Genomic DNA, 26,000 nt, shown 5'->3' with positions numbered 1-26,000 from the left:
GCCGCCAAGCCATTGATTGGGCTGGCAAAGCCGTCTCGTCAACAAGACGCCAGCGCTTGGGCATGCGGCGGCCTGCGCGGTGCAACGCCCGGCCTGGACGCTGTCCGTCCTGTCGGCGGATTCGGCGGCGCAATCCGGGTTTCGTCGTCGCAGGAGCCCTTTTCGTCGGGATGGGGCTTGACGGATGGGGATTGTTCGTACTGTACTAGTAAACATAGTACAGATAGGACGCCCGCATGGCCCGACCCCAAGCTTTGATGATCCAGATCGCCACCGGCGATCCCCGCCCGATCGGCAAGCAGATCGTCGATGCCGTGCGGATGAAGATCGCCACCAGCGAGCTGAAGCCCGGCGACCAGTTGCCCAGCGTGCGCGGCCTGGCCCAGCAACTGACCATCAACCCGAACACCGTCGCCAAGGCCTACGCCGAACTGACCACCGAGGGCTGGCTGGAATCGCGCCAGGGCATGGGCCTGTACGTGGCCGAGCCACGCCAGCGCCTGAGCGACGCCGAACGCGAGCGTCGCCTGGACGACGCCGTCGGCCGCTTCATCAACGACGTGATCCCGCTGGGTTTCCCGCCTGACGAGGTGCAGGCACGGATCACGCACGAGTTTCAGCAGCTTGTTCCGCGCAAACGCGCCTGACCCCGACAACTGAACCCTACTTTCCGCGAGACCCCAGATGGACGCTTCCTCCGACTACGTCATCGAAACCCGCGCGCTGAGCAAATGCTACGGCCGCAAGCTCGCGCTCGACCAGCTCGACCTGGCCGTGCCGCGCGGGCGCATCCACGCCATCGTCGGCGCCAACGGCGCGGGCAAGTCCACCCTGTTCCGCATCCTGCTCGGCTTCATGCCGCCGACCGCGGGCGAAGCGCGCATCCTCGGCCGCGACAGCCAGCGACTGACCCCGGACGACCGCAGTCGCATCGGTTTCGTCAACGAGGAACACACCCTGCCCGGCTGGATGCGCGTGGCCCAGGTCAGCACGATGCAGCGCAACCTGTATCCGCGCTGGAACCAGTCCGCCTTCGATGGCGTGATCGGTCACTACAACGTGCTGCCCGAGCAGAAGATCAGCCAGTTGTCGCGCGGCGAACGTGCCGGCTTCAACCTGGCGCTGGCGCTGGCCCAGGGGCCGGAACTGCTGGTGCTGGACGAACCCACGCTGGGCCTGGACGTCGTCGCCAAGCGTGCGTTCCTCGAATCGCTGATGTACAGCAACGCCACCGACGAATGCACGGTGATCTACTGCTCGCACCAGATGGAGGAAATCGAGCGCGTCGCCGACAACCTCATCATCCTGGAGCGCGGCCAGCTGAAGAACATGTCGGCGCCGGAGGATTTCTGCGCGCGGGTCACCCACTGGGTCGCCGACGTGCCGTTCAAGGGTCCCGAGCCAAGCCGCGTGCCGGGCCTGCTGGAAGTGCAACGACTCGATGGCCTGCATCACTACCTGGTGCTGGACCAGGACGATGGCTTCGAACAATTCCTGCGCGACAGCGGTGCGCGCAACGTGCAGTCGATGCCGGTCAGCCTGGACCGTGCCGTCAACGCCTTCCTTGCCAAGAACCATGCCGCGCCGGCTGCGGCCTGAGCGCGCGAACGAGGACACCAACATGATCGATCTGTTCAAGTGCGAGTTGCTGCGCTTCCGCTGGTGGGCGCTGGCGGCCGGCATCATCAACCTCGCCGTGCTGGGTTTCCTGAGCCGCATGGTCGACCTGGCGCAGCAACCGCTGGTGGTCTACCAGGTCTTCGCCGCGGTGTACGCCGTGGCCGGCGCCGCGCTCGGCCTGTACCAGATGGGCGCGTATCGCAAGCCGAACCAATGGTTGAACCTGCTGCATCGTCCGTTGCACCGCCTGCGCATCGCCGGCGCATTGACCGGCGCGGGCGCGCTGCTGTTGCTGGTCGCGGTGGCCCTGCCGATCGCGCTGATCGCGACGTACCAGGAAACGATGACCGCACGCGTGGTCGACCTGCGCCACTGGATGCTGCCGATCGCCGCATGGCTGATCGCGGTGACGGGCTACCTGGCCGGCGCCTACGCGATGGTCGGCAACCGCCGCTATTCGTTTGCCGCCTTCCTGCTGCCTAACCTGTTCATGTATGCGCAGGCCTCCGGCGTGGCCATGCTCGCCGTGCAATGCACGGCCATCGCCTTCCTCGCCATACTGTTGGCGATCGCGTTCAAGCCGGACCCGGCCGTGCAGTCGCGCAATCCCCTGGCGGTGCTGGCGGTCGCATTGCCGGTACAGGTGGGCGCGTATTTCCTGATGTGGATGCTGGGTTTCGGCATCGAATTGTTCTGGACGGTGAGCGGCACCCATCCACTCAGTTCGCCCGAACCGCCGAAGGGCGGACATGTCGAAGCAGACCGCGCCGAAGGCAAGGACATCCTGTTGCTGGGCATCGAAAGCAGCCGCGATCCCGAGGCCGCGCTGTGGCGCGAGCAGATCGCCTTGTCCGACGTGTACACGCAGTATCCGATGCGCCACCTGCCGGTCCGCAACAGCATGACCAACCTGTCGCCGATGGAACTGGGCGATGGCGAAAACAACCTGTGGATGGTGTTCAGCCACGACCGCGCGCGATTCGTCACCCGCGGCCTGCGCGACCAGCGTGCGCGCGGCGAAATCGGTGTGGGCGCGGCGCAGGCCGGGTTCCCGGCACCGACCATGCCGACCGGTCCGGTCTACCTGTTCAACGCGCATGCGGCCTACCAATATGACAGCGAACAGAAGCTGATGTTCGAACGCATCCGCCTGCCGCAGGGCGAGGTGATGACCGTCCCGCCGGAACCGGCAGGCGACAACATCGTGGTGCTGAGCAACCGCGCCGCCTATTTCTATCCTGGCCGCGAAGCGATGAGCGGACTCGACCTGCTGCAGCCGCTGATGCGCGTGCCGATGCCGGGCCAAGTCGGCAACCTCAGCCGGATGGACGTGATGGAACTTCTGGATGGCTACCTGGTGTCGTTCACCTACACCTGGGGCGTGTGGAGCGGCGACCTGCAGCACCCGTACCAGGTGGTGTTGCGGGTGGACGGCAAGGGCCATGCGCGTGAAGTCGCGCGCCGGGCGATCCGCAACGACCTGCCAGCGGCCTACACCGACCGCAATACCTGGCTGTCGCCGGTGCTGCGCGCGATCTGCCTGGGCGCACAGGGCCTGTTCGCCGCGGACGATCCGCTGACGGCGAAGCCGCAGCCGGTCTCGCGACGCATTCTGGCACTGGCCGCGGTGTGCTGCCTGCTGGCGCTTCTGGGCGCGATCTGGATGACCGCGCGCCAGCAGCATTCGCCGCGCGGTCGCTGGGCATGGGTGCTGCTGTGCGGCGTGGTCGGCCTGCCAGCGCTGGCCAGCCTGTGGCTGATGTACCGGCGCCGCGAAACCTTGCCGACGGCTGCGCCGAGTGCGCTGCCGATCGCGGCCTGAGCGGAACGGAGATCATCGAAATGAGCTTCCCGAAACTCCTGGCAGCGCTGGCCTGCGCCCTGTCGTTGTGGGTGGCGATGCCCAGCCACGCCGACGATGCCGGCGGCTTGCGCGCGGCGATTGGCGTCGAGCGCGCGCGTGCACCGGCGCCGCACTATCCGCGTGCCGCGTTCGAGCCATCACGTGCGCTGCAATCGGTGCGGCTGTCGCCCGATGGTCGCCATGTCGCCTACCTGCGCCAGCGGGGCGACCAGCGCAGCGTGTGGCTCCTGCCGACTGCCGGCGGAGTCGCGCGCCAACTGCTGGCGCGTACCGAGGCGGATGAACTGCTGTGGTCGCGCGATGGTCGCTGGCTGTTCGTCAAGGCGCGGCGCTCGTTGCTGAGCCTGTCGATCGAAGGCGGCAGCGGTGTGCGTATCACGCTCGACAATCCGCGCGCCGTGATCCGGGTCGATCCCTCGCAACCGGCGGCTGTGGTGCTGCGCGAACGCGTGCGCACGTCCACCGGCGAGCGCTGGCCGGTGGTGCGCCGGGACGCGCACGGGCGGCGCACGCTGCTGCGCGACGACGATCGCTTCGTCCACGACGTTGCACTCGATGCGCAGGGGAAGCTGGTCGCACTGCTGCGCTTCGACGGCGACCACGATGCGCTCTACCGCGTCGATGCCGCCGGGGGCCTGCGCGAGCTGGCGCGCTGGAACGTCATCCGTGAGCAGGCCACGTTGCTGGCCGCGACGCCGCAGGGCGATCTGTTTCTCGACGGCGATACCGGCGGCAACTTCCGGCGCGTGCTGAGGGTGGATCGTGATGGGGTGCTGCATACCGTGCACGCAGATCCGCGTGGCGAGGCCGACCTCGACCAGGTGGTGCTCGACCCGGCCACGCAACTTCCAGCGGTCGTGAGTTACCGCAGCACGGTGGCGGCGACCTACGGACTGGGCGCGGCGCAGGCCCAGGTCGCGGCAATCGGCAAGCGTTTCCCCGGCCGCGATATCGGAATCGGCATCGGCGATGGCCCCGATGCGTATTGGCTGGTGTCCGAGCGCGCCAGCACGCTGCGCGACGCCAGGTGGCATCTGTACGATCCACGCAGCGGACGCATCCGCCGCATCCTCGAACAGGACGCGGAAGCCGCGCAGCCGCTGCCGGAGGCCGCGTTGGCGCGCAAGCTTCCGTTCGCCTATCGCGCCTCCGACGGCATGTTGGTGCGCGGGTTCCTGTTGCTTCCGCCGGGCAAGGATCCTGCGCGCGTGCCGCTGGTTGCCTTCGTGCACGGCGGCCCGATCAATCATTTCCGTGCCGACGATTACGAAGGCATCGCCCAACTGCTGGCCAATCGCGGCTACGCGGTGTTCGAGTCCAACTTCCGCGGCTCCACCGGACACGGACGCGACTATGCGCTGGCGCCGCATGGCGACTACGGCAATGGGCGCGTGCAGCAGGACATCGTCGAAGGCACGCGCTGGCTGCTGGCGCATGGCGTCGGCGATCCGCAACGGGTCGGCATCACCGGCCATTCGTTCGGCGGTTATTCGACCCTGCTCGGGGTGACCTTCCAGCCCGAACTGTTCAAGGTCGGCGTTGCCGGCGCGCCGCCGGCGGACTTCGGCTGGTCGATGCGCTGGCTGCACGAGTTCGGCAACCAGGGCGCGCGCCCTGACCGTTCGCTGGCGGCATCGATGCGCCTGCTCGGGCTCGATGTCGACGACCCGGCGAGTTATGCCCACCTGCGCGCGCAGTCGCCCCTGGCCAACGCCGGCAAGTTGCGCCGCCCCTTGCTGCTGCTGGCCGGGGGAGAAGACCGCACCGTGCCGATCCGCGAAGTGATTAGCTATGCCGCCGTGCTGCGCCACCTGGGCAAGGACGTGAGCCTGTACGTCGAGGCCGATGGCGGACACTCGCCGAGCGAACCGTTGCCGCGCGAAGCCTACGTCTACCTGATGGAAACCATGCTGCACCGCTATCTCGGCGGCGCCAGGCCGGACGCACCGAGCCCAAAGTTGCGCGATTACCTGAAACCGTCGCTGCGCGTGGTGAGCAATGACGTCGATTTCCTGCCGAAGCGCTAGCGCAACGCAGGCGTGGCCCCCCAAACAGCAAGGGCGCCGGATCGACCGGCGCCCTTTTGTTTCCATCACTGGATCGGCAATCCCGAACCTCTGCTTTTCAGGCTCATGAGGCTGGCTTCGATTCAGGAACCACGGCCTGCTTTTGGTCCGGAGACGCCAGGAATCACCTTTTCTTTTCAACAAGCCGGAACCCGGAGCGCGGCCGCTCTTCGTGTGGAAGGCTCCTGAACGATCAGATCGTCGACGCGAGCCGTTGGGTTTCCCGGCTCAATCCCGCTCCTAGCCCGCGCCGCCGTTCGTGGCCAAGGCGCTGGGCGAACAAGTCCCGCCGGTTCGAAGAAAAAGCCCCGCGACGCGGGGCTTTTTTCTCGCTCGGTCCATGCTGTCAATGGGTCAGCAGACGTTGAATCTCCTCCCGCTCATCCAGCGAACGCTGGAAGTCGGCCGGATATACAGGTTGGTAGTCACGCCCAGTGAGCAAGAAAATCCCACGCTGGCCGGTGAGTTGCCCCTGCATGCTGCCGAGTTGGTAGTGCCACATCCTCCACAAGGGGACCTGGATCTTGCGGGAAACAGGCGGCAGGCGTGTGGAGATCACCTCCTGGACGTCCAGATGCAACCGCATCTGGTTGGCGGATCCCGGACCGGTCCGAGACTCGGGATCCGTGAGCAACCGGCCCTTGCCGTCCACCATGTCGACGCGGGTGATCGTCGCCACCACGACATGGTCCGCTTCCCGCACCATTTCGACCAGCGGCTTGGGAACCACGCTCGTCGCCGATACCGTCGCCGCCAAGCACAGCAGCGCGAGGAACAGGAACCGCTTCGCGGCGCGCACTACAGCGCGTCCGCGTCCAGTTCGCCGGTGCGGATCCGCACCACCCGCTCCAGGTCGTAGACGAACACCTTGCCGTCGCCGATCTTGCCGGTGCCGGCGGCCTTGACGATGGCTTCAACCACCGATTCGGCCTGCTCGTCGGTCACCGCCACTTCCAGCTTCACCTTGGGCAGGAAGTCGACCACGTACTCGGCGCCGCGGTACAGCTCGGTGTGGCCCTTCTGCCGGCCGAAGCCCTTGACCTCGGTGACGGTGATGCCGGCGATGCCGGATTCGGCAAGCGCCTCGCGCACGTCGTCCAGCTTGAACGGCTTGATGATGGCCATGATCATCTTCATCGGGACTGTCTCCGGAAATGCTGGCCGCAGCATATCGTGGTTGCGGCCAGCGCGGGGGTCGGGTTCAATGTCGGCCGGCGTCGGCGGAATTTTCCGATGGCGCGACGCGGTGAAGCCCGATGGCCGGGACGACTCCCGGATGCAATGCTCGGCTTCACTGCCGGAGACCCCCCATGATCGATCTCAACCATCTCGACGACCTCGCCCGCCGCCTCAGTGATCTCGTCCCGCCCGGACTGCGCGAATCCCGCGAGGAATTGCAGCAGGCCTTCAAGGGCGCCTTGCAGAGCGGCCTGTCCCGGCTGGACCTGGTGACCCGCGAGGAATACGAGGTCCAGCGCGCGGTCCTGCTGCGAACCCGCGAGAAACTCGAAGCCCTGGAACGCACCGTCCAGGCACTGGAAGCGGCGCCGCCCGCCTCCGCGCCTTCCGCCCAGTCCTGATCCCGCCGCCATGAGCCTGGCGCTGGTGCACAGCCGTGCACGGGCGGGCGTGGCTGCGCCTCTGGTCCGGGTGGAGGTGCACCTGTCCGGCGGACTTCCGCAGACCCACATCGTCGGCTTGCCCGAAGCGGCGGTGCGCGAGGCCCGGGATCGCGTGCGCGCCGCCATCCTCTGCGCGCAATTCGAATTCCCGGCGCGACGCATCACCGTCAACCTCGCACCAGCCGATCTGCCCAAGGACGGGGGCCGTTTCGACCTGCCCATCGCGCTCGGCATCCTGGCCGCCAGCGGGCAGATTCCGCGCGATGCGCTGGCCGGTCACGAATTCCTCGGCGAACTCGGCCTGACCGGGGAGCTGCGCGGGGTCGACGGCGTGCTGCCGGCGGCACTGGCCGCCGCGCGGGCTCGGCGGACACTGATCGTCGCGCCGGCCAACGGCCCGGAAGCGTCACTCGCCCGCGAAGGCCAGGCCCGCACCGCCCGCACCCTGCTGGAAGTCTGCGCCACCCTGGGCGGCCAGCGCGAACTGCCGATCGCCGAAACACCGCCACCCGACGCGTCGTTCGTTCCCGATCTCGGCGATGTGCGCGGGCAGGTGCAGGCACGCCGCGCCCTGGAGGTGGCGGCCGCCGGCAATCATCATCTGCTGCTGGTCGGCTCGCCCGGTTGCGGCAAGACCCTGCTGGCGTCGCGGCTGCCCGGACTGTTGCCGGAAGCCAGCGAGGCCGAGGCGCTGGAAACGGCCGCCATCGCATCGATCAGCGGGCGTGGACTGGATCCGGCGCGCTGGCGGCAGCGGCCGTTCCGCAGTCCGCACCACACCGCCAGCGCGGTGGCACTGGTGGGAGGCGGCACCGAACCGCGTCCGGGCGAGATCTCGCTGGCCCACAACGGCGTGCTGTTCCTCGACGAATTGCCCGAGTGGGATCGGCGCGCGCTGGAAGTCCTGCGCGAACCGCTGGAGTCGGGCACGGTGTCCATCTCGCGCGCGGCGCGCAGCGCCGAATTTCCGGCGCGCTTCCAGTTGGTCGCGGCGATGAATCCCTGTCCGTGCGGCTGGGCCGGCGACAGTAGCGGGCGTTGCCGCTGCTCCAGCGATGTCGTGCAGCGCTATCGCGGCCGCATTTCCGGCCCGTTGCTCGACCGCATCGACCTGCATGTGGAGGTGCCGCGCCTGCCGCCGAGGGAATTGCGTCCGGATGCGCCACCGGGCGAGACCAGCGCGCAGGTGCGGGCGCGGGTCGAACAGGCGCGCGCGGTCCAAATGGCGCGCGCCGGACGGCTCAATGCGCAACTGGGCCAGGCGGAAACCCTGACGCTATGCCGGCTCGACGACGCCGATCAGGCGTTGCTGGAACACGCCATCGACCGGCTCCGACTCTCCGCCCGATCCATGCAACGGATACTGCGGGTAGCGCGGACCATCGCGGATCTGGCCGGTGCCGACCGCATCGACAGATCCCATTTGACCGAGGCATTGGGATACCGGCGGATCGACCGGGGCGGACCGTAGCGGCGACGCACTCCTGTTTCACCGGCATTTCATCCGACCCGCGCTCTAGTCATCGTGCCGCCCGCCGTATAGCGGCGGCGGCGCGCTTTCGCCATAGCCGAGGTCGCCATGAAGCGGGCGGTGCTGTTCGGAGGGGTTGCGGTCGTCCTGATCGCGGTGACCGGGGGTGTGGGCGCGGCCTGGAACGAATACCTGCGCGCGCCGGTACCGCGGATGCTGGCACTGCCGGCTGATCTGATTCCGCTCGACTCGCCGCTGGGCCGGCGCTTGCTGGCCGAAAGCGACCGCGCCGACTATGACGAACTGACCGGGAGTTTCGTCGCGCAGACGCGCAAGGCGTACTGCGGCGTGGCCAGCGCCATCACCGTGCTTAACGCAGCCGGCATCGCCGACGCGCCCCGGGATCCGCGCGCGGTGTTCGCGCTCCCCCACGCCGGGTCGGGCCCACTGAAAACGAGTTTCAGCGGCATGTCTTTGAACGGACTGGCCGGCCTGTTGCGCGCGCATGGCGCGCAGGTGGACGTGGTGTTCGCTTCGGCGACGGATCCGGCCTCGTTCCGGCAACGGGCACGCGAGAATCTCGGCCGCGAAGGCGATTACCTGCTGGTGAACTATCAACGCGCGGATCTGGGCCAGGTCCGCATGGGCCACATCTCGCCGGTGGCCGCCTATCACGCGCCCAGTGATCGCCTGCTCATCCTGGACGTCGCCGCCCACCGGTATCCACCGGTCTGGGCGGATCTGGACAAGGTCTGGACGGCGATGCGCGCGCCGTTGAACAAGAAGGCCACGACCACGCGAGGCTATCTCGTGGTTCGCGGCGCGCATACCGTATCCGCCGCTTCGCCGGGCGGCTTCGACCGGCGTTGAGGGTCAACTCTCCTGGAACATCCCGACGTACGCCATCGCTTCCGCATCACCGCACAGGATCGGCCTTGCGCGGAACGGCCCGTGATTCGGCGAATCGTGGATCAACTCACCCGCTGCCCGGCCGGCTGGCGCGTGGCGACATTCAGGCGGTTCCAGACATTGATGTTGGCGATGGCGATCAGCAGCGAGGCCAATGCGGCTTCGTCGTAGTGGGCCCGGGCGCGGGACCAGACCTCGTCGCTGACGGCATCACCGCGGTCGGCGATGCGGGTCACCGCTTCGGCCAGTTCCAGCGCGGCGCGTTCGGCCTCGGTGAACCATGGCGCTTCGCGCCAGACCGCGACAGCGAACAGCCGCTCGTCGGTTTCACCGGCCTGCCGGCATTCGCGGGCATGCATGTCCACGCAGAAACTGCAGCCATTGATCTGGCTGACCCGCAGGTCGATGAGGTGCAGCAGGGCATCGGAGATGCCCTTGCCTTGCGTGGACTGGTGCAGCGCGAGCAGCGCCTTCATGGCATCGTGGTGGATGACGGCGGGGTTGGGCATACGGGCTTGCATGGGAACTTCCTTTGGTTGGTGGTCATTCCCATGACGCCCCGGCATCGGCCATCGTGACGGACACGTCTCCGCCATCGCGGATCATTTCTCTTTTTCCGGAAGTTGCGTCACGTCCCGGCCCGCTGGCGCGTCAATCGGGTTTCCCCAGGATCTTTTCTCCATGACAGATTTGCATCGACTGGCCGAACAGTTCCAGTCCAACCGCACCCGGCTCGAGGCCGTGGCGTTCCGCATGCTGGGCTCGCATGCCGAAGCCGAGGACGTGGTGCAGGAGGCGTGGCTGCGCCTGAATCGTGCCGACGCGACCGAGGTCGGCAACCTCGCCGGCTGGCTGACCACGGTGGTGACCCGGCTCGCGCTGGATCTGCTGCGCGCGCGCAAGGTGCGCAGCGAGGAATCAATGGACACGGTACCGGACGCGGCGCTGCCCGCCGCCGATGCCAGTGCCGGTCCGGAACACGAGGCGCTGCTGGCCGATTCGATCGGCCCGGCCATGCTGATCGTGCTGGATACGCTGGCCCCGGCCGAGCGCGTGGCGTTCGTGCTGCACGACATGTTCGCGGTGCCGTACGAGGAAATCGCCCGCATGCTGGATCGCAGCCTGGAAGCCACCCGGCAGCTGGCCAGCCGTGCGCGGCGGCGGGTCCAGGGTGCCGGGGCCGACGCGCTGGCCGATCGCGAGCGTGCCCGCCAGGTGGTCGATGCCTTCCTGCTCGCCTCGCGCACCGGCAATCTCCAGGGCCTGCTGTCGCTGCTGGCGCCGGACGTGGTGCTGCGCGCCGACGTCGCCGCCGTCGAGGGCAGCCGCGCCAGCCAGGGCGACGGCGCACCGGTGCTGGCGCGGGAACGGCGTGGCGTCGACGCCGTGGCCCATGCCTTCCTCGGCCGCGCCCAGGCCGGACAGACCGCGCTGGTCGATGGCATACCCGCCGCCATCTGGGCGCCGGACGGCGTACCGCGCGCCCTGCTCCGGATGGCCGTGCGCGACGGCCGTATCGTCGCCATCGATGTCATCGCCGAACCCGCCCGCGTGGCCTCGGCCAGGGTCACCGAGATCGGCCCGCTGCCCTGAGGCGCCAGCCTCCCTTTCGCGGAAGCACCCAACCGGCCCCCGGACTTTAGACACTCCGCCACGGCGCGGGGGCGTGTGGTCTACTGCGGCTTCGCGGCAACGCCGCGCCCGCCACCACACGGCTCATCCAGGAGGAACGCCATGCTCCGCACCACCCTGATCGCGTCGGCACTGTCCGCCGCACTCGTCAGCCCGCTTGCCTTCGCGCAACAGGCCGCCGCCGCATCGTCCGAGGTCGAACTCATCCCGCGCGAAATCCTGTTCGGCAATCCCGAGCGCAGCAATGTGCAGATCAGCCCGGATGGCCGCTACCTGAGCTGGGTGGCGCCGGTCGATGGCGTGGCCAACGTGTGGGTGGCACCAGCGGACAATCCGTCGCAGGCCCGGGCGGTGACGTCCGACAAGGCGCGCGGCATCCGCCAGTATTTCTGGTCCTACCGGACCGATACCCTGCTCTATCTGCGCGACACCGGCGGCGACGAGGACTTCCACCTGTACGCGGTGGATCTGAAGTCCGGCGAGTCCAGGGATCTGTCGCCGTTTCCGAAGACCCGCGCACAGGTCGCGGGTGTCAGCGACCGCCACCCGGACACGATCCTGGTCGGCATGAATGACCGCGACCCGCAATGGCACGACCTGTACAAGGTCGACCTGGCCAGCGGCAAACGCGAACTGGTGCAGAAGAACGACGCCCAGATCGCCGGTTACATCGCCGATGCCGACTACACCCCGCGCTTCGCCACCCGCGCGCGGCCCGACGGCGGCCAGGACGTGCTCGCCGCCGATGGCAAGGGCGGTTGGAGCAAGTTCGACGACGTGCCGTTCGAGGATTCGCTGACCACCGGCCCGGGCGGCCTGACCAGCGACGGCAAGACCCTGTACTTCACCGATTCGCGCAACCGCAACACCGCCGCGCTGTATGCCATCGACGTGGCCAGCGGCAAGCGCGAACTGGTGTTCGAGGACGCGCGCGCGGATGTCGGCGACTCGCTGAGCCATCCGGTCACCGGACAGGTGCAGGCGGTCGCCTCGGACTATCTGCGCGAGGAATGGAAGGTGGTGGATCCGTCCATCGCCAAGGATCTGGAGCGCCTGCGCGGCATCGGTCCCGGCGATGCCGGCGTCGCCGCGCGCACCCACGACGACAAGACCTGGATCGTCGCCTACTCCGCGCCCGAAACCCCGGCGGTCTATTACCGCTACGACCGCGATGCCGGCAAGCTGACCAAGCTGTTCTCGGTACGGCCCAAGCTCGAAGGCAAGCCGCTGGTGGCCCAATGGCCGCAGGAGATCCAGTCCCGTGACGGCAAGACGCTGGTCAGCTACCTGACCCTGCCGCGCGGCGCCGATGCCAACCACGACGGCAAGGCCGATGCGGCGGTGCCGATGGTGCTACTGGTGCATGGCGGCCCGTGGGCGCGCGACAGCTACGGCTACACCGGCTACCACCAGTGGCTGGCCAATCGCGGCTATGCCGTGCTGTCGGTGAACTTCCGCGGCTCCACCGGCTTCGGCAAGGCCTTCACCAATGCCGGCAACGGCGAGTGGGCCGCCAAGATGCATGACGATTTGATCGACGCCGTGCAATGGGCGGTCAAACAGGGCGTGACCACCAACGACAAGGTCGCGATCATGGGCGGCAGCTACGGTGGCTACGCCACCCTGGCCGGCCTGACCTTCACCCCGGACACGTTCGCCTGCGGCGTCGACATCGTTGGCCCGTCCAACCTCAACACCCTGCTGAGCACGGTGCCGCCGTACTGGGCCAGCTTCTTCGAGCAGCTCGCCAAGCGCATGGGCGACCCGCGCACCGAGGAAGGCCGCAAGTGGCTGACCGAGCGCTCGCCGCTGACCCGTGCCGATCAGATCAAGAAGCCGCTGCTGATCGGCCAGGGCGCCAATGACCCGCGGGTGAAGCAGGCCGAGAGCGACCAGATCGTCAAGGCGATGCAGGCCAAGAAGATCCCGGTCACCTACGTGCTGTTCCCGGACGAAGGCCACGGCTTCCATCGCCCCGAGAACAGCAAGGCGTTCAACGCGGTGACCGAAGGCTTCCTGGCCCAGTGCCTGGGCGGACGCGCCGAACCCATCGGCCAGGATTTCACCGGCTCCAGCATCAGCGTGCCCGCCGGCGCCGACGGCGTGCCGGGTCTGACCGATGCGTTGAAGTCGCATCAGCAGGCGGTGAAGAAGTAAGCATTCGCACGGGATATGGCCGGAACCTGGCCGCATTTCCCGATGGCGGAAACAGAAAAGCCGGGTCCATTCGGACCCGGCTTTTTTCATTTGCGAGCGTTGGTCAGGCCGCCTTCTCCGCGAACTGCTCCTCCTCGGTCGAGCCCTTCAGCGCGGTGGTCGAGGACTGGCCCTGCTGGATGGCCTGGGTGACCGCGTCGAAGTAGCCGGTGCCGACTTCGCGCTGGTGCTTGACCGCGGTGAAGCCCTTGTCGGCGGCGGCGAACTCGGCTTCCTGCAGTTCCACGAAGGCGCTCATCTGGCGGCGGGCATAACCGTGGGCCAGGTTGAACATCGAGTAGTTCAGGCTGTGGAAACCGGCCAGGGTGATGAACTGGAACTTGTAGCCGTAGCTGGCGATTTCCTTCTGGAACTTCGCGATGGTGGCGTCGTCCAGGTTCTTCTTCCAGTTGAACGAGGGCGAGCAGTTGTAGGCCAGCAGCTTGCCGGGGAACTTCGCGTGGATCGCCTCGGCGAACCTGCGCGCGAACTCCAGATCCGGCTTGCCGGTCTCGCACCACACCAGATCCGCGTAGGGCGCGTACGCCAGGCCGCGGCTGATCGCCTGATCCAGGCCGTTGCGGGTCTTGAAGAAGCCCTCGACGGTGCGCTCGCCGGTGGTGAACGGCTGGTCGTTGGCGTCGATGTCGCTGGTCAGCAGGTCGGCGGCCTCGGCGTCGGTGCGCGCGACCAGCAGGGTCGGCACGCCCATCACGTCGGCGGCCAGGCGCGCGGCGTTCAATTTCTCCACCGCCTCGCGGGTCGGCACCAGCACCTTGCCGCCCATGTGGCCGCACTTCTTGACGCTGGCCAGCTGATCCTCGAAGTGCACGCCGGCCGCGCCCGCCTCGATCATCGCCTTCATCAACTCGAACGCGTTCAGCACGCCGCCGAAGCCGGCTTCCGCGTCGGCGACGATCGGTTGCAGGAAGTCGGTGCTGTCGTCACCCTCGGCGTGATGCAGCTGATCCGCGCGCAGCAGGGTGTTGTTGATGCGCTTGACCACTGCCGGTACCGAGTCAGCCGGATACAGCGACTGGTCCGGATACATCTGGCCGGCCAGGTTGGCGTCGGCCGCGACCTGCCAGCCGGACAGGTAGATCGCCTTCAGGCCGGCCTTGACCTGCTGCATCGCCTGGTTGCCGGTCAGCGCGCCCAGCGCGTTGATGAAGTCCTCGGTCTGCAGGTAGTTCCACAGCTTCTCGGCGCCGATCTTCGCGATCGAATGCTCGACCGGGACGGTGCCGCGCAGGCGCACGACGTCCTCGGCGCTGTAGTTGCGGGTGATGCCTTGCCAGCGCGGATTGGTGTCCCAGTCCTTCTGGATGTCCTGGGCGGTGGGCAGCTTGTTCATGGGTGTTCTCCGGAATGGGGGTGTTCAGTCGATGCGGGTGTAGGCGGGCAGGGTCAGGAATTCGGCCAGGTCTTCACTGCGGCTCAATGCGTCGAGCAGGCCGATGGCCTCGTCGACCTTGTCGCCGCCGGGCAGCGCCGCGCGATCACCCAACCGGGCCGGCAGGTTGCGCAGGGTGGCGTCGAGCAGGGCGAAATCGATCGCGGTACCGTCGGCCAGGTGCAGGCCGGGCGTGTGCAGCCACTGCCAGATCTGGGTGCGCGCGATCTCGGCGGTCGCGGCGTCTTCCATCAGCCAATGGATCGGCACGCAGCCGTTGCCGTCCAGCCAGGCAGCCAGGTAGCGCACGCAGACCTCGACGTTGCCCTCGAAACCGGCGCGGGTGATGGTGCCGGTGCTGGGGCGGATCAGTTCGTCGCGGGTCACCCGCACGTCCTCGCGCAGCACGCCGTGCTGGTTCGGCGTGGGCATGTGCTCGTCGAAGATGGCGCGCGCGATCGGGATCAGCGCCGGATGCGCCACCCAGGTACCGTCGTGGCCGGCGGTGACCTCGCGCAGCTTGTCCGCGCGCACCCGCGCCAGCGCCTGTTCGTTGGCCGCCTCGTCGTTGCCGATCGGAATCTGCGCGGCCATGCCGCCCATCGCGTGTGCGCCACGGCGGTGGCAGGTCTGGATCAGCAGTTCCGAGTAGGCCTTCAGGAACGGCTGGGTCATGGTTACCTGGCCGCGCTCGGGCAGGACCCGATCACGGTGGCGGCGGAAGGTCTTGATGTAGGAAAAGATGTAGTCCCAGCGGCCACAGTTCAGGCCGACGATGCGGTCGCGCAGCGCGTGCAGGATCTCGTGCATCTCGAACACCGCCGGCAGCGTCTCGATCAGCACGGTGACCTTCATCTGGCCCTGCGGCAGGCCCAGCGCGGCCTCGATGTGCGACAGCGCGGTCTCCCACAGCGCGGCTTCCTCCATGCTCTGCAGCTTGGGCAGGTAGAAGTACGGGCCGCGGCCGGCGGCCGCCAGCGCGCGCGCGTTGTGGAAGGCATACACGGCCAGATCGAACAGGCCGCCGGCGATCGGCTGGCCGTCGATCTGCACGTGCTTCTCGTCCAGGTGCCAGCCACGCGGGCGCACCAGCAGGACGGCCTGCTCATCGAACGGCTTCAGCGCATACTGCTTGCCGTTGGATGCGGTGTGGGTCAGGTCGCCGCGCACAGCGCCGATCAGCGCCTTCTGGCCGGTGAGCAGGTTATGCCAGGTCGGCGCCGTCGAATCCTCGAAGTCGGCCATGTAGACCTTCGCGCCGGAGTTCAGCGCGTTGATCACCATCTTGGGATCCACCGGCCCGGTGATCTCGACCCGGCGATCCAGCAGCGCCGCCGGCGGCGGCGCGACCCGCCAGTCGCCCTCGCGGATGGCGCGGGTGTCGTCGCGGAAGTCCGGCAGGCCGCCGGCATCAAAGAACGCCTGCCGCTCGCGGCGCGCCGCCAGCCGGGCTTGCCGGCCGGGTTCGATCGCACGGTGCAGCGAGACGAGCAGCGCCAGGGCGGCGGGCGGCAACAGCGCGGCCTGCTCGTGGTGGCGGACGGTCAGGCTGATGCCGGGCGTGGGGCGGGACGCGGGTTCGGATTGGCTCAGGGCAACGGCGGCGGACATTTCAGGACTCCTGCTGCTTGGAGGTCCACCGTGCGCCGCAGCAAACTATTTGACAAAACAGTTTTGTCAATGCACTTAATAAGCTGAACTTATATTTCAGCCAAAATGCCTGAAAAACGCCCGCCCACGCTGCGATTTGCCTACAAGTCGGACCGGCTGAAGCCCCTGCGGGCGTTCTGTCAGACCGTCCGGCTGGGCTCGGTATCGCGGGCGGCCGAGGCGCTGTTCGTCAGCCAGCCGGCCATCACCCTGCAATTGCAGGCGCTGGAGCGAGACCTGGGGGTGGTGCTGTTCGAGCGCAGCGGCCGGCGCCTGAGCCCCAGCCGGGAGGGACAACTGCTGTACGAGCTGGCCCAGCCGCTGGTCGAGGGCATCGACGGTCTGGAGGCGACCTTCCACGACAAGGTCGCCGGGCTGGACGCCGGCGAACTGAACATCGCCGCCAACAGCTCCACCATCCTGTACCTGCTGCCGCGCATCGTCGAACTGTTCCGCCAGCAGCACCCGGACGTACGCCTGACCCTGCACAACGCGATCACCGCCGACGGCACCGATCTGCTGCGCTCCGACGCGGTGGATCTGGCGGTCGGCTCGATGATGGATGTGCCCGCCGACCTCAGCTACGCACCGATCTACCGGTTCGAACCACTGCTGATCACTCCGCCGGATCATCCGCTGGCGAACAAGCCGCGGCTCGAACTCGCCGACATTTCGCCCTACGGACTGATCCTTCCGCCCAAGCGCCAGATTACCTACCGGCTGGTGGACCTGGTGTTCCAGCAGCACCGCGTGCCCTATACGGTGGCGCTGGAAGTCGGCGGCTGGGAAGTGATCAAGCAATACGTGGCGATGGGCATGGGCGTGTCGATCGTCAGTTCGATCTGCCTGACCGACGCCGATCGCGGCAGATTGGCAACGCGTTCGCTCAGCGACTGGTTTCCTTCGCGCAGCTACGGCGTGATCGTGCGCAAGGGCAAGTTCCTGTCGCCGCAAGCGCGTGCCTTCATCGAACTGATCCATCCGGATCTGTTCACCCGCCGCGACTACGACGACAGCGGGCATTCCGAGCGCTGAACGCCGGAGCGCGTAAGCTGGCGCCCTACCATGCCACGCGACGCTGCCTCCGCCGTTCCTCTTCCCGCCTACCGCGAGGTCACGCCGGCCGCGCCGCTGCGCGTGGGGCTGGCCTGCGCGTGGACCTACCAGGCATCGTCGCGGCCGGCAGCGGAAGTGCTGGTCATCCCCGATGGCTGCGTCGATCTGATCTGGGCGGGCGATGAGGTGTTCGTGGCCGGACCGGATCCGGTCGCGCAGCCGGCGTCCATCGCGCCTGGGGCGCTGCTTGCCGCGGTCCGGTTCGCGCCGGGCGCCGCGCAGGCATTTCTAGGCGTGCCGTTGCACGTGATTGCCGGCCAGCGGGTGGCGCTGCGCGATCTCTGGGGACGACGTGCACGCCATCTGACCCATGCGCTGGTCCTGGATGCGGTCGATCCGGCCGAGCGCCTGCGATCACTGCAGCAGGCCGTCGCCCGCCAGGGACCGCCAGTTCCGGATCCCGCCATGCGCACCCTGTTCGCACGCCTCGATCATCCCGAGGCCACGCCGTCGGCCCGGCTCGCACGCGAATTCGACATCAGCGAACGCAGCCTGCGACGGCGCTGCCACGATGCCTTCGGCTATGGACCCAAGACGCTGGCGCGGATCCTGCGCCTGCAACGCTTCCTGCGTGCGCCGGCGGATCTGCCGTTGCTGCGGCGCGCGCTGGAGGCCGGTTACGGCGACGCCTCGCACCTGGTCCGCGACACCCGCCTGCTCACCGGGCTGACGCCGACCGGCCTGCTGGCGCAGCGACACCGCTGAGCTGGCCGTTTTTTCCAAGACGCCGTCCGGCCACCGCGCGATACTGCGTGCCCGCCCTCCGCACGAGCCGCGCCATGAGCGAATCCCACCACCATCGCATCGACTACGTCGAGTTCAACGTTGCTTCGATCGCCACTGCCAAGGCGTTCTATGGCAAGGCGTTCGGCTGGACCTTCCAGGACTACGGCCCGGACTACTGCGAATTCCGCGATGGCCGGCTGACCGGTGGCTTCACGCATGGCGAGCCGCGCCCGGGCGGTGCGCTGATCGTGATCCAGTCGGATGATCTGGAAGCCAGCCAGACCGCGGTCGAGTCGGCCGGCGGACGCATCAGCCAGCCCATCTTCGCGTTCCCGGGCGGCCGCCGCTTCCACTTCCTGGATCGCGACGGCTACGAACTGGCGGTATGGTCACAGGGCTGATTCATCCCTGCGCCTGTAGGAGCGACGTAAGTCGCGACCCGGATGTTCAAGGGATACGGTCGCGACTTACGTCGCTCCTACAAGTGTCCGCTCTTCGGCAAGACTGCCCCTGTGGGAACCTCTCCCTGTGGGAGCGACGTGAGTCGCGAGCTTTTCGCGTCATGCTCACGGATCGATTCGCGACTCACGTCGCTCCCACAGGTTCGCCGCAGGTTCGGGACTTCGGCGGGCTTACCGCTTAGGCATCGGCAGCGGGTCGTCGGCGAAGATGGCCACATGCGGCACGCCGTCGGCGCCGATCCAGCCGCGGTACATGCCCTCGGTGTTGAACGGAAAGGCGATGCTGCCGTCGGCGGCCAGTGCGATCGCGCCGCCGTCGCCGCCGGCCTTGGGAATCTCGTCGTTGATCACCGCCTTGGCGGCGCTGGCGATGTCCTGCCCGCCGTAGCGCACGCGCGCGCAGATGTCGTGCGCGGCGACCGCGCGGATGTAGTACTCGCCCCAGCCCGTGCCCGATACCGCGCAGCGCGCGTCGGCGTAGGTGCCGGCGCCGATGATCGGCGAGTCGCCGACCCGGCCGTAGCGCTTGTTGGTCATGCCGCCGGTGGAGGTGCCGGCCGCCAGATGACCCTGCGCGTCCAGCGCCAGCGCGCCCACGGTGCCGAAATGCTTGGCGGTTTCCAGATCCGCATGCGCCTGCCCGGAGGCTTCTTCCTTCAGCGCCTTCTGCAGCTGCTGCCAGCGCTTCTCGGTGCGGAAGTAGGACGGATCCACCAGGGTCACGCCCTGCTCGGTGGCGAAGGCTTCGGCGCCGTCGCCGACCATCATCACGTGCTTGGACTTGTCCATCACCAGCCGCGCCAGCTGGATCGGATTCTTGACCCGGTGCACGCCGGCCACCGCGCCGGCCTTGCCGCTGGCGCCGTCCATGATCGAGGCGTCCAGTTCGTTCTTGCCGTCGTGGGTGAACACCGCGCCGCGTCCGGCATTGAAGCTCGGCGCGTCCTCCATCACCGTGATCGCGGCGGCCACCGCGTCCAGCGCCGGCTTGCCGGCGGCGAGCTGGGCATGGCCGGCGCGCAGCGCCTCTTCCATCGATTTGCGCGCGGCGGCGATTTCCTCGGGGGCGAGATCGCCACGCTCCACGCCCGCGCCGCCGTGGATGACCAGCACCGGCCGATCAGCATCCGCGGCGAAGGCGGTGCCCGCCATTCCCAACAACGCAAGGCAGCACGCACGCAACAGGTTCGTCATGGCAGTCATTCCGGAAGGGCAGAGGTTCAGGGGGATTCTAGCGAGGCGGTGCGTGCGGCGTCGCCCAGGACGCCGTTCACCACATCGATCCGGCGTTCGAACGCCGGATGCTCGACGCTGAAGTCGAGAAGCCGCAGCGTGCTGCCGGTATCCAGGCCGATGACCGGCACGCCGCGGAAGGTCAGCGGCTTGCCGGCGGCGAACACGTCGGCCTGGCGCTGTGGGCGCACCAGCCAGACATGGCCGCCGTCGCCGCTGTGGACGCGGGCGACGCCGTTGGCGTCGATGCACAGCGCCGTGTATTCGTCGATGCCGATGCCGGCCAGATCCGTGCGCTTCTGTTCGGCCGACAGCCGGGCGACGAAGGCGATCAGGCGGCCCAGCCGATCCCGCTCGCCGAAGTGGCTGTCGGTGATCACGTTCTGCAGATAGGGCATGTGCAGGAAATCATCCACCAGAGTGACTTCCGATCCCGCAGGATTGGTCATCGCGGTCGGCGAGACGATGCTGCCGCCGTCCATCGCGCCGTAGGCGAACGCGCCCAGGATCGCCAGGCCGGCGCTGGTGCCGCCGATCGGTTTGCCGGCGCGTACGTGCGCGTCCAGCGCCTCGTTCAGTGGCGTGCCCTTCCAGAAGCGCACGTAGTTGGATTGGTCGCCGCCGGCCAGGAAGATGCCGTCGGCCTCGCGCACGATGCGCAGGACTTCCGGATCGCTGGCGGCGCGGCGGTCGTCGAACACCAGCGTCTGCGCGGCGGTGATGCCGCCGATGTCCTTGAAGAATTCGTCCTGCGCCTCGACGGTGCCGGAAGCGCGCAGGATCACGATGCGGCCATGGCCGGCCTTTTCGATCATCCAGCGGAAGGCGTCGTACGGCCAGTCGCCGCCACCGACCAGCATCAGCCCGGCTTCGGTCGCGCCGGGCCGGGGGGCCTTCAGGTCGCCGATTTCGAAGTAGCGGTAGCCGTCGCGGCGCGACGCGTCCGTGGCCGGCGCATCAGCCGCGGCGACCGTACCGACGGCGGCGGCCAACGTCAGGATCAGCAGCGCGCAGCGTTGCAGGAACAGGCGGCGGGACGACGTTGACGGCATCACGGGACTCCAGGGGGCACCTGCATTGAAGACGAACGGATGCGCGCTTCCCCTCCCCCGTCCGTCGCTGCTGTGCAGCATCGATGGCCGTCGTTGGCCCGCGCGGTTTGGGGTAATGTCGTGGCATGACCGAATCCACCGACGCCTGGTTCGCCCGCGAAATCCTCGTCCACGAGGAGGCGCTGGTGCATTTCCTGCGCCGCTGCTGGCCGCATCGGGAGGAGATCCACGACCTGCGCCAGGAAGTGTACGTGCGGGTCTACGAAGCCGCCGGCAAGGCGGTGCCGACCGCGCCCAAGTCGTTCCTGTTCGCCACCGCGCGCCACCTGATGACCGACCGGCTGCGCCGCAGCCGGGTGGTTTCGATCGAGACAGTGGGTGATTTCGAGTCGATAAACGTCTTGATAGACGAGGTATCGCCCGAACGGTGGTGCGGCGGCCGGCAGGTGCTCAAGCGCCTGGCCGACGCCTTCGACCGCCTGCCGGACCGGTGCCGGGAGGTCATCTGGCTGCGCCGGGTCGAGGAATTGCCACAGAAGGAAGTGGCCTCGCGGCTGGGCATCAGCGAGAAGACCGTGGAAAAGCATGTCGCCAAGGGAATCCGCCTGATCGCCGAACATTTCTACGGCGGTGGCGGAACGCGCGCCCGCGCGCGGCAGGCCTTGCAGGACGCAGGAAGGGAACCGGGACATGGCCAGCAGCAGACAGATTGAACAGGCCGCGGCGGCCTGGCTCGCGCGACGCGAAAGCGACGGGTGGGCCGGGACCGAGCAGGCCGGGCTGGACGCGTGGCTGGCCGAATCCACCGCGCACCGGGTCGCGTTCCTGCGCCTGGAATCGGCCTGGAACGAAAGCGGCCGGCTGGCCGCGCTGGGTGCCGGACAGGCACCGGGCGCCGCGCCGCCGCGTGGACAATGGGGTGCTTCGCCGCTGGATCGCCCTGCCCCCGCACGTACGTCGCTGGCGTCGGCACCGTCTTCGGCGGGCGGACCGCCGGATCTCGCCCGGCTGGTGTTCGCACCGCGCAGGCAGGAACGTGCGGCGAGCTGGCCACGCCTGCTGGCCGCCACCTTCGCCGGCGTGCTGGTGCTGGCTGGCACGGGACTGGGCGCTCACCACTATTTCTACGGAGTCATCGAGCAGGCCTCCTACGCGACCGCGCTGGGCGACCTGAACCGGGTACCGCTGAGCGACGGCTCCGGCGCCACGCTCAGCAGCGACAGCCGCATCGCGGTCAGCCTGTCGCGGCGCGAGCGGCACATCGATCTGCAGCGCGGCGAGGCGTTTTTCGAGGCCGCCAAGGATCCGCACCGGCCGTTCGTGGTCAGTGCCGGACCGCGCCAAGTGGTGGCGGTGGGCACGCGCTTCGCGGTGCGCCGCGACGGTCCCGACCTGAGGGTGGTGGTCACCGAGGGCACGGTGCGGCTGGAAGCCTCGCCCGATGCCGATGGCCACCTGCAGCCGACCACCCTGTTGCCGGCCGGCAGCCTGGCCATCGCCAGCCGCAACGGCGTGGTGGTGCGCACCGGCTCGGTCGCCGACGCCGAACGCTTCGTCGACTGGCGCAGCGGCTTCGTGACTTTCCGCGATACCTCGCTGGCCGAGGCCGCGTCCGAGTTCAACCGCTACAACGCCCGCAAGATTGTCATGGGCGATGCCGCCGTGGGCGCGCTGCGGGTCGGCGGCAACTTCCGCTGGTCGAACGTGGACGCGTTCGTGCGGCTGCTGGAGCAGGGCTTCCCGGTCCGCGCCGAAGCCGGTGCCGACCGCATCGTCCTGCACAGCCTCTGACCGTCCGGAGGGGCGGGGGATTTCCCCGGCTCGTTCGTCCTGATAGCCAAGGGCGCCTTCCCGTGCGCCCATGGGGAGAGCCATCCAATGCGGTCGTCGTTGCGTGTCCTGTTGTTGAGCCTGGCCTGTTCAGCCGCACTGAGTGCGCAGGCGCAGAATTCCAAACCGGCGCAGGTCAACGTCCCCGCCGGGGATCTGGTGGCGGCGCTGGATACGCTGGCCCGCCAGTCCGGCACCCAGTTCGTGTACCGCGCCGACCAGCTCAAGGGCCTGCGCACCCAGGGCGTGCAGGGCAATCTCCCGGCCGATCAGGCGCTTGACCGCGTGCTCAGCGGCAGCGGCCATGTCGCCCGCCGCGACGCCGCCTCCGGCGCGGTGGTGATCGTGCGCCAGGATGCCCCGCCGCGCCCGGCGCCCGCCGCCCGCCCTACTCCGGCTCCCACCGGCCAGTCCGCTGAGGCCGCCGAGGAGCCCGTCACCCAACTCGAGAACGTGCAGGTCACCGGTTCGCGCATCCCGCGCGCGCAGCTTGAGGGCCCGGCACCAATCACCCAGATCACCGCCGAGCAAATCCAGTCCGCTGGCCTGACCTCGGTCCCGGACCTGCTGCGCTCGCTGAGCCAGAACAGCGGCAGTGTGTTCGGCCAGCAAAACACCACCAACGCGCAATCCACGCCCGGCTCGCAAGCCGTCGACCTGCGCGGCTTGGGCCCCAACCACACCCTGGTGCTCATCAACGGCCGCCGCATTGCCGACTTTCCGCTGCCGCTGGAAAGCCGCAGCAATTTCACCGACATCGGCAACATCCCGCTGGGCATGATCGATCGGGTCGAAGTGCTGACCGGCAGCGCCTCCGCCGTGTACGGATCGGACGCCATGGCTGGCGTGATCAACTTCATCCTGAAGAAATCCACCGACGGCACCACCATCGACTATCGCTACGGCGATACCGAGCGCGGCGGCGGCGAATCCCACCGCCTGTCACTGACCACCGGTTTCGAACGCAACAACTTCAGCGGCATCGTCGGTCTGGAACTGCTGAACAAGCGCCCGCTATGGGGCACCGATCGCGACGTGCAGGACTCGACCCTGGACGCGCCGATCGAACGCCGACGGCTGCCACGCATGATCGCGCAGCTCTACGACTGGGACAACGACGTCAACATCGCCCCGGCCGACGGCTGCGCGGCCCTGGCCGGTTTGAACGAGGGCACCACGGTGCTTGCGGAAGACCGTTACGGCGAACCCTACTGCGGCAGCGAGCGTGCCATCGCCTATCGCACGATCGAGAACGAACGCAAAGGTGCCAACCTGTACGGCTCGTTCGAATACCGCTTCTCTGAATCTTTGTCCTGGTTTGCGGATCTGCAACTGGGACGCCAGACGGTCAAATTGCTGACCGGCACCAACGGCAACGACGTGACCAGCGACCATATGGCCTGGGAATTCCACGATCCGCGCTCCACGGACAACAACAGCAAGATGTTCTACAACGCCGGCACCGGCCGTTACGAGATCTGGTCGCGGCAATTCTCGCCCGAAGAGGTCGGCGGGCTGGAAAACCGCATGAATACCACCGTGCAGAAAACCCTGGCGCTGACCACCGGCTTCAACGGCACGTTCGGCCAGAACTGGAACTGGGAAGGGGCTTACAACCATTCCGAATACAAGGCCGATGTCGACGTACCCCGGATCAAGGCCGATGTCGCCAACCGGTTCTTCCTGGGCGAACAGCTGGGCTACGATGCCGATGGCTATGCGATCTTCAACCCCGACCCGACGCGCCTGTTCACCCCGCTCACCCCGGCCGAATTCGCCAGCTTCGGGGTGATGTCGGTCTGGCATCCGGAGGCCAAGAACGACAACCTCAGCTTCACCGCCAATACGCCGTCCCTGTTCTCGATGCCGGCAGGCGATGTCGGTTTTGCCGGCGCGCTCGAGTACGGCCGCCAGTCCTATCAGCTCAACCCCGATCCCCTGGCCCTGACCGACGACGCCTACTACGGCCCGCGCTTTGGCGATGGTGGCGGCAGCCGCGACCGCTGGAGCGCGGCGGGCGAGTTGCGCATGCCATTGCTGTCCACGTTGCAGGCCAGCCTGGCCGGACGCTACGACCGCTACAGCTACGGCAACAGCAACCCGGGCAAGTTCACCTACAGCGTTGGCCTGGAATGGCGCCCGATCGACACGCTGCTGGTGCGCGGCTCCTACGGCACCGGTTTCCGCGCACCGGACATGCACTACCTGTTCGCCGGCGCGGATTACTACCGCACGCTTTCCACCGACTACTACAACTGCCGCACCGACGCGCCGGACATGAGCGATGGCGACTGCTACAACGACGGCAGCTGGGACGCGAACACGATGGACGTCTACGCCGGCAACCAGAGGCTGGACGTGGAAACCAGCAAGTCGTTCACCGCGGGCTTCGTCTGGTCGCCGTCCGCGAATTTCGATCTGGCGGTGGACTACTACAGCATCCGCATTTCCAACCAGGTGCAGGCGCAAAGCCGTGAACGCCTGCGCATCGACGAGGCCAACTGCCGGCTGGGCATCACCAACGACGGCGTGCCGGTCGACATCAATTCGCCGACCTGCGTGGATGCGCTGTCGCGGGTCATCCGGACGGATCCCAATGACCCGTTTAGCACCATCACCAGCGTGCACTTCGCCCCGATCAACATCGCCAACGAGGAAACCTCGGGCATCGACGTGGCTGCCAATTTCCGCGTACCCACCGACAGCGCCGGCGATTTCAGCTTCAACGCCACCTACAACTGGGCCCACAAACACACCCGCCAGCAATATCCGGGCGATCCGGAAGAGGACATGCTGGATGTCAGCTTCAGCTCCAAGACCCTGCCGCGGACCAAAGGCAACCTGGGCATGAGCTGGGAACGCAACGCCTGGGGCGCCAGCCTGTTCGGCACCTACCTGGGCCGGGTCGCCAACTACGACAACGACGACTGGACGCAAGCCACCTGGCGCTTCAACGGTGGCGCACGCTACGACATCAACGACCACCTGCGCGTATCGCTGTCGGTCAACAATCTGTTCGACAAGATGCCGCCGCGAGACGCGACCTGGGGCAACTACCCGTACTACGACACCTCATGGTTCGACAGCCTCGGCCGCAGTTACTACCTGCAAATCACCTGGAAGATCGGCGGCGGCGCGCTGTAAGCGCGACACGACGGC

Annotated in this window: 22 protein-coding genes; 15 read left to right on the top strand and 7 right to left on the bottom strand. The window is 67.8% G+C overall.

All coding sequences use genetic code 11. The features are described from left to right. Positions 1-236: 236 nt before the first annotated feature. The 4 genes from FG323_RS13155 to FG323_RS13140 are packed head-to-tail and all read left to right on the top strand — an operon-like array spanning position 237 to position 5,511. Entirely contained in the window at positions 237-647 is a 411-nt protein-coding gene (locus FG323_RS13155) for a GntR family transcriptional regulator (RefSeq protein ID WP_181444215.1), read from the top strand. A gap of 37 nt (positions 648-684) precedes the next feature. Beyond that, on the top strand, positions 685-1,599 hold the full coding sequence (locus FG323_RS13150; protein ID WP_141455131.1) for an ATP-binding cassette domain-containing protein: 915 nt from the start codon (positions 685-687) through the stop codon (positions 1,597-1,599). Positions 1,600-1,621: 22 nt separating this feature from the next. Next, positions 1,622-3,442 (top strand): hypothetical protein, encoded by a 1,821-nt coding sequence (locus tag FG323_RS13145; protein WP_141455130.1) that lies wholly within the window; start codon positions 1,622-1,624, stop codon positions 3,440-3,442. A gap of 20 nt (positions 3,443-3,462) precedes the next feature. After that, positions 3,463-5,511: a prolyl oligopeptidase family serine peptidase gene (locus FG323_RS13140; protein ID WP_141455129.1), complete on the top strand. Its 2,049-nt coding sequence runs from the start codon at positions 3,463-3,465 to the stop codon at positions 5,509-5,511. Between the two features lie 385 nt (positions 5,512-5,896). Here FG323_RS13140 and FG323_RS13135 read toward each other — a convergent pair whose 3' ends face one another. Next, positions 5,897-6,349 carry a hypothetical protein gene (locus tag FG323_RS13135; protein WP_141455128.1) on the bottom strand — a complete coding sequence of 151 codons (453 nt, stop codon included), beginning with the start codon at positions 6,347-6,349 and terminating at the stop codon, positions 5,897-5,899. Then, entirely contained in the window at positions 6,349-6,687 is a 339-nt protein-coding gene (locus tag FG323_RS13130) for a P-II family nitrogen regulator (RefSeq protein WP_141455127.1), read from the bottom strand. Before FG323_RS13130 ends, FG323_RS13135 begins: the two co-directional genes overlap by 1 nt. A 173-nt stretch (positions 6,688-6,860) precedes the next feature. Here FG323_RS13130 and FG323_RS13125 point away from each other — a divergent pair, with 173 nt between their 5' ends. The 3 genes from FG323_RS13125 to FG323_RS13115 all read left to right on the top strand — a co-directional run bounded on the left by FG323_RS13125 (position 6,861) and on the right by FG323_RS13115 (position 9,513). Then, positions 6,861-7,130 carry an accessory factor UbiK family protein gene (locus FG323_RS13125; RefSeq protein ID WP_141455126.1) on the top strand — a complete coding sequence of 90 codons (270 nt, stop codon included), beginning with the start codon at positions 6,861-6,863 and terminating at the stop codon, positions 7,128-7,130. Positions 7,131-7,140: 10 nt separating this feature from the next. Further along, complete coding sequence (locus FG323_RS13120; protein ID WP_141455125.1) at positions 7,141-8,643, top strand: YifB family Mg chelatase-like AAA ATPase; 1,503 nt, start codon at positions 7,141-7,143, stop codon at positions 8,641-8,643. 108 nt (positions 8,644-8,751) lie between these two features. Next, a complete protein-coding gene (locus FG323_RS13115) occupies positions 8,752-9,513 on the top strand; it encodes a phytochelatin synthase family protein (protein WP_141455124.1) in 762 nt (253 codons plus the stop codon). 101 nt (positions 9,514-9,614) lie between these two features. On the opposite strand, the gene FG323_RS13110 is transcribed toward FG323_RS13115, so the two are convergent. Then, the gene (locus FG323_RS13110; protein ID WP_141455123.1) at positions 9,615-10,073 is read right to left on the bottom strand and encodes a carboxymuconolactone decarboxylase family protein; all 459 of its coding nucleotides are present in this window, start codon (positions 10,071-10,073) and stop codon (positions 9,615-9,617) included. 160 nt (positions 10,074-10,233) lie between these two features. Between FG323_RS13110 and FG323_RS13105 the strand changes: the two genes are divergently transcribed. Further along, a complete protein-coding gene (locus FG323_RS13105; RefSeq protein WP_141455122.1) occupies positions 10,234-11,145 on the top strand; it encodes a sigma-70 family RNA polymerase sigma factor in 912 nt (303 codons plus the stop codon). Positions 11,146-11,286: 141 nt separating this feature from the next. After that, entirely contained in the window at positions 11,287-13,341 is a 2,055-nt protein-coding gene (locus tag FG323_RS13100) for a S9 family peptidase (RefSeq protein WP_141455121.1), read from the top strand. A 103-nt stretch (positions 13,342-13,444) separates the two neighbouring features. Here the strand turns inward: FG323_RS13100 and aceA are convergent, their stop codons facing one another. Together aceA and aceB are read right to left on the bottom strand one after the other, a co-directional pair. Beyond that, on the bottom strand, positions 13,445-14,734 hold the full coding sequence (gene aceA / locus FG323_RS13095; RefSeq protein ID WP_141455120.1) for an isocitrate lyase: 1,290 nt from the start codon (positions 14,732-14,734) through the stop codon (positions 13,445-13,447). Between the two features lie 24 nt (positions 14,735-14,758). Beyond that, positions 14,759-16,384 carry a malate synthase A gene (gene aceB, locus FG323_RS13090; protein WP_141455119.1) on the bottom strand — a complete coding sequence of 542 codons (1,626 nt, stop codon included), beginning with the start codon at positions 16,382-16,384 and terminating at the stop codon, positions 14,759-14,761. 105 nt (positions 16,385-16,489) lie between these two features. Here aceB and FG323_RS13085 point away from each other — a divergent pair, with 105 nt between their 5' ends. The 3 genes from FG323_RS13085 (at position 16,490) to FG323_RS13075 (ending at position 18,666) form a co-directional block, all read left to right on the top strand. Then, complete coding sequence (locus FG323_RS13085; protein ID WP_141455118.1) at positions 16,490-17,458, top strand: LysR family transcriptional regulator; 969 nt, start codon at positions 16,490-16,492, stop codon at positions 17,456-17,458. A 30-nt stretch (positions 17,459-17,488) separates the two neighbouring features. Beyond that, positions 17,489-18,244, top strand: a complete 756-nt coding sequence (locus FG323_RS13080) for a helix-turn-helix domain-containing protein (RefSeq protein WP_181444214.1) — start codon at positions 17,489-17,491, stop codon at positions 18,242-18,244. Between the two features lie 74 nt (positions 18,245-18,318). Beyond that, positions 18,319-18,666, top strand: a complete 348-nt coding sequence (locus FG323_RS13075; protein WP_141455117.1) for a VOC family protein — start codon at positions 18,319-18,321, stop codon at positions 18,664-18,666. Positions 18,667-18,897: 231 nt separating this feature from the next. Here FG323_RS13075 and FG323_RS13070 read toward each other — a convergent pair whose 3' ends face one another. Next, positions 18,898-19,920 carry an isoaspartyl peptidase/L-asparaginase gene (locus FG323_RS13070; protein WP_141455116.1) on the bottom strand — a complete coding sequence of 341 codons (1,023 nt, stop codon included), beginning with the start codon at positions 19,918-19,920 and terminating at the stop codon, positions 18,898-18,900. A 26-nt stretch (positions 19,921-19,946) separates the two neighbouring features. After that, on the bottom strand, positions 19,947-21,011 hold the full coding sequence (locus tag FG323_RS13065; protein ID WP_141455115.1) for a cyanophycinase: 1,065 nt from the start codon (positions 21,009-21,011) through the stop codon (positions 19,947-19,949). Positions 21,012-21,136: 125 nt separating this feature from the next. Here FG323_RS13065 and FG323_RS13060 point away from each other — a divergent pair, with 125 nt between their 5' ends. From FG323_RS13060 to FG323_RS13050, 3 genes are all read left to right on the top strand, one after another. Then, the gene (locus tag FG323_RS13060; protein ID WP_141455114.1) at positions 21,137-21,724 is read left to right on the top strand and encodes a sigma-70 family RNA polymerase sigma factor; all 588 of its coding nucleotides are present in this window, start codon (positions 21,137-21,139) and stop codon (positions 21,722-21,724) included. Then, positions 21,702-22,802 carry a FecR domain-containing protein gene (locus FG323_RS13055; protein ID WP_141455113.1) on the top strand — a complete coding sequence of 367 codons (1,101 nt, stop codon included), beginning with the start codon at positions 21,702-21,704 and terminating at the stop codon, positions 22,800-22,802. The genes FG323_RS13060 and FG323_RS13055 overlap by 23 nt, the downstream gene beginning before the upstream one ends. 87 nt (positions 22,803-22,889) lie before the next feature. Further along, positions 22,890-25,985 (top strand): TonB-dependent receptor, encoded by a 3,096-nt coding sequence (locus FG323_RS13050; protein ID WP_141455112.1) that lies wholly within the window; start codon positions 22,890-22,892, stop codon positions 25,983-25,985. The last annotated feature ends 15 nt before the right edge of the window (positions 25,986-26,000 follow it).

The sequence above is a fragment of the Pseudoxanthomonas sp. z9 genome (assembly GCF_006542425.1).
In the GTDB taxonomy this organism is placed as follows: Bacteria; Pseudomonadota; Gammaproteobacteria; order Xanthomonadales; family Xanthomonadaceae; genus Pseudoxanthomonas_A.
Note: the sequence above shows the minus strand (reverse complement) of the source record. Positions and strands in the feature narration are given on the sequence as shown.

Bases quoted from the DNA above. Each gene is read 5' to 3' on its own strand.
- aceB (WP_141455119.1), bottom strand. From the start codon at position 16,384: ATGTCCGCCGCCGTTGCCCTGAGCCAATCCGAACCCGCGTCCCGCCCC.
- FG323_RS13060 (WP_141455114.1), top strand. From the start codon at position 21,137: ATGACCGAATCCACCGACGCCTGGTTCGCCCGCGAAATCCTCGTCCAC.
- FG323_RS13100 (WP_141455121.1), top strand. From the start codon at position 11,287: ATGCTCCGCACCACCCTGATCGCGTCGGCACTGTCCGCCGCACTCGTC.
- FG323_RS13130 (WP_141455127.1), bottom strand. From the start codon at position 6,687: ATGAAGATGATCATGGCCATCATCAAGCCGTTCAAGCTGGACGACGTG.
- FG323_RS13155 (WP_181444215.1), top strand. From the start codon at position 237: ATGGCCCGACCCCAAGCTTTGATGATCCAGATCGCCACCGGCGATCCC.
- FG323_RS13075 (WP_141455117.1), top strand. From the start codon at position 18,319: ATGAGCGAATCCCACCACCATCGCATCGACTACGTCGAGTTCAACGTT.
- FG323_RS13055 (WP_141455113.1), top strand. From the start codon at position 21,702: ATGGCCAGCAGCAGACAGATTGAACAGGCCGCGGCGGCCTGGCTCGCG.
- FG323_RS13125 (WP_141455126.1), top strand. From the start codon at position 6,861: ATGATCGATCTCAACCATCTCGACGACCTCGCCCGCCGCCTCAGTGAT.
- FG323_RS13080 (WP_181444214.1), top strand. From the start codon at position 17,489: ATGCCACGCGACGCTGCCTCCGCCGTTCCTCTTCCCGCCTACCGCGAG.
- FG323_RS13085 (WP_141455118.1), top strand. From the start codon at position 16,490: ATGCCTGAAAAACGCCCGCCCACGCTGCGATTTGCCTACAAGTCGGAC.
- FG323_RS13140 (WP_141455129.1), top strand. From the start codon at position 3,463: ATGAGCTTCCCGAAACTCCTGGCAGCGCTGGCCTGCGCCCTGTCGTTG.
- FG323_RS13150 (WP_141455131.1), top strand. From the start codon at position 685: ATGGACGCTTCCTCCGACTACGTCATCGAAACCCGCGCGCTGAGCAAA.
- FG323_RS13105 (WP_141455122.1), top strand. From the start codon at position 10,234: ATGACAGATTTGCATCGACTGGCCGAACAGTTCCAGTCCAACCGCACC.
- aceA (WP_141455120.1), bottom strand. From the start codon at position 14,734: ATGAACAAGCTGCCCACCGCCCAGGACATCCAGAAGGACTGGGACACC.
- FG323_RS13050 (WP_141455112.1), top strand. From the start codon at position 22,890: ATGCGGTCGTCGTTGCGTGTCCTGTTGTTGAGCCTGGCCTGTTCAGCC.
- FG323_RS13110 (WP_141455123.1), bottom strand. From the start codon at position 10,073: ATGCAAGCCCGTATGCCCAACCCCGCCGTCATCCACCACGATGCCATG.
- FG323_RS13145 (WP_141455130.1), top strand. From the start codon at position 1,622: ATGATCGATCTGTTCAAGTGCGAGTTGCTGCGCTTCCGCTGGTGGGCG.
- FG323_RS13070 (WP_141455116.1), bottom strand. From the start codon at position 19,920: ATGACGAACCTGTTGCGTGCGTGCTGCCTTGCGTTGTTGGGAATGGCG.
- FG323_RS13115 (WP_141455124.1), top strand. From the start codon at position 8,752: ATGAAGCGGGCGGTGCTGTTCGGAGGGGTTGCGGTCGTCCTGATCGCG.
- FG323_RS13065 (WP_141455115.1), bottom strand. From the start codon at position 21,011: ATGCCGTCAACGTCGTCCCGCCGCCTGTTCCTGCAACGCTGCGCGCTG.
- FG323_RS13120 (WP_141455125.1), top strand. From the start codon at position 7,141: ATGAGCCTGGCGCTGGTGCACAGCCGTGCACGGGCGGGCGTGGCTGCG.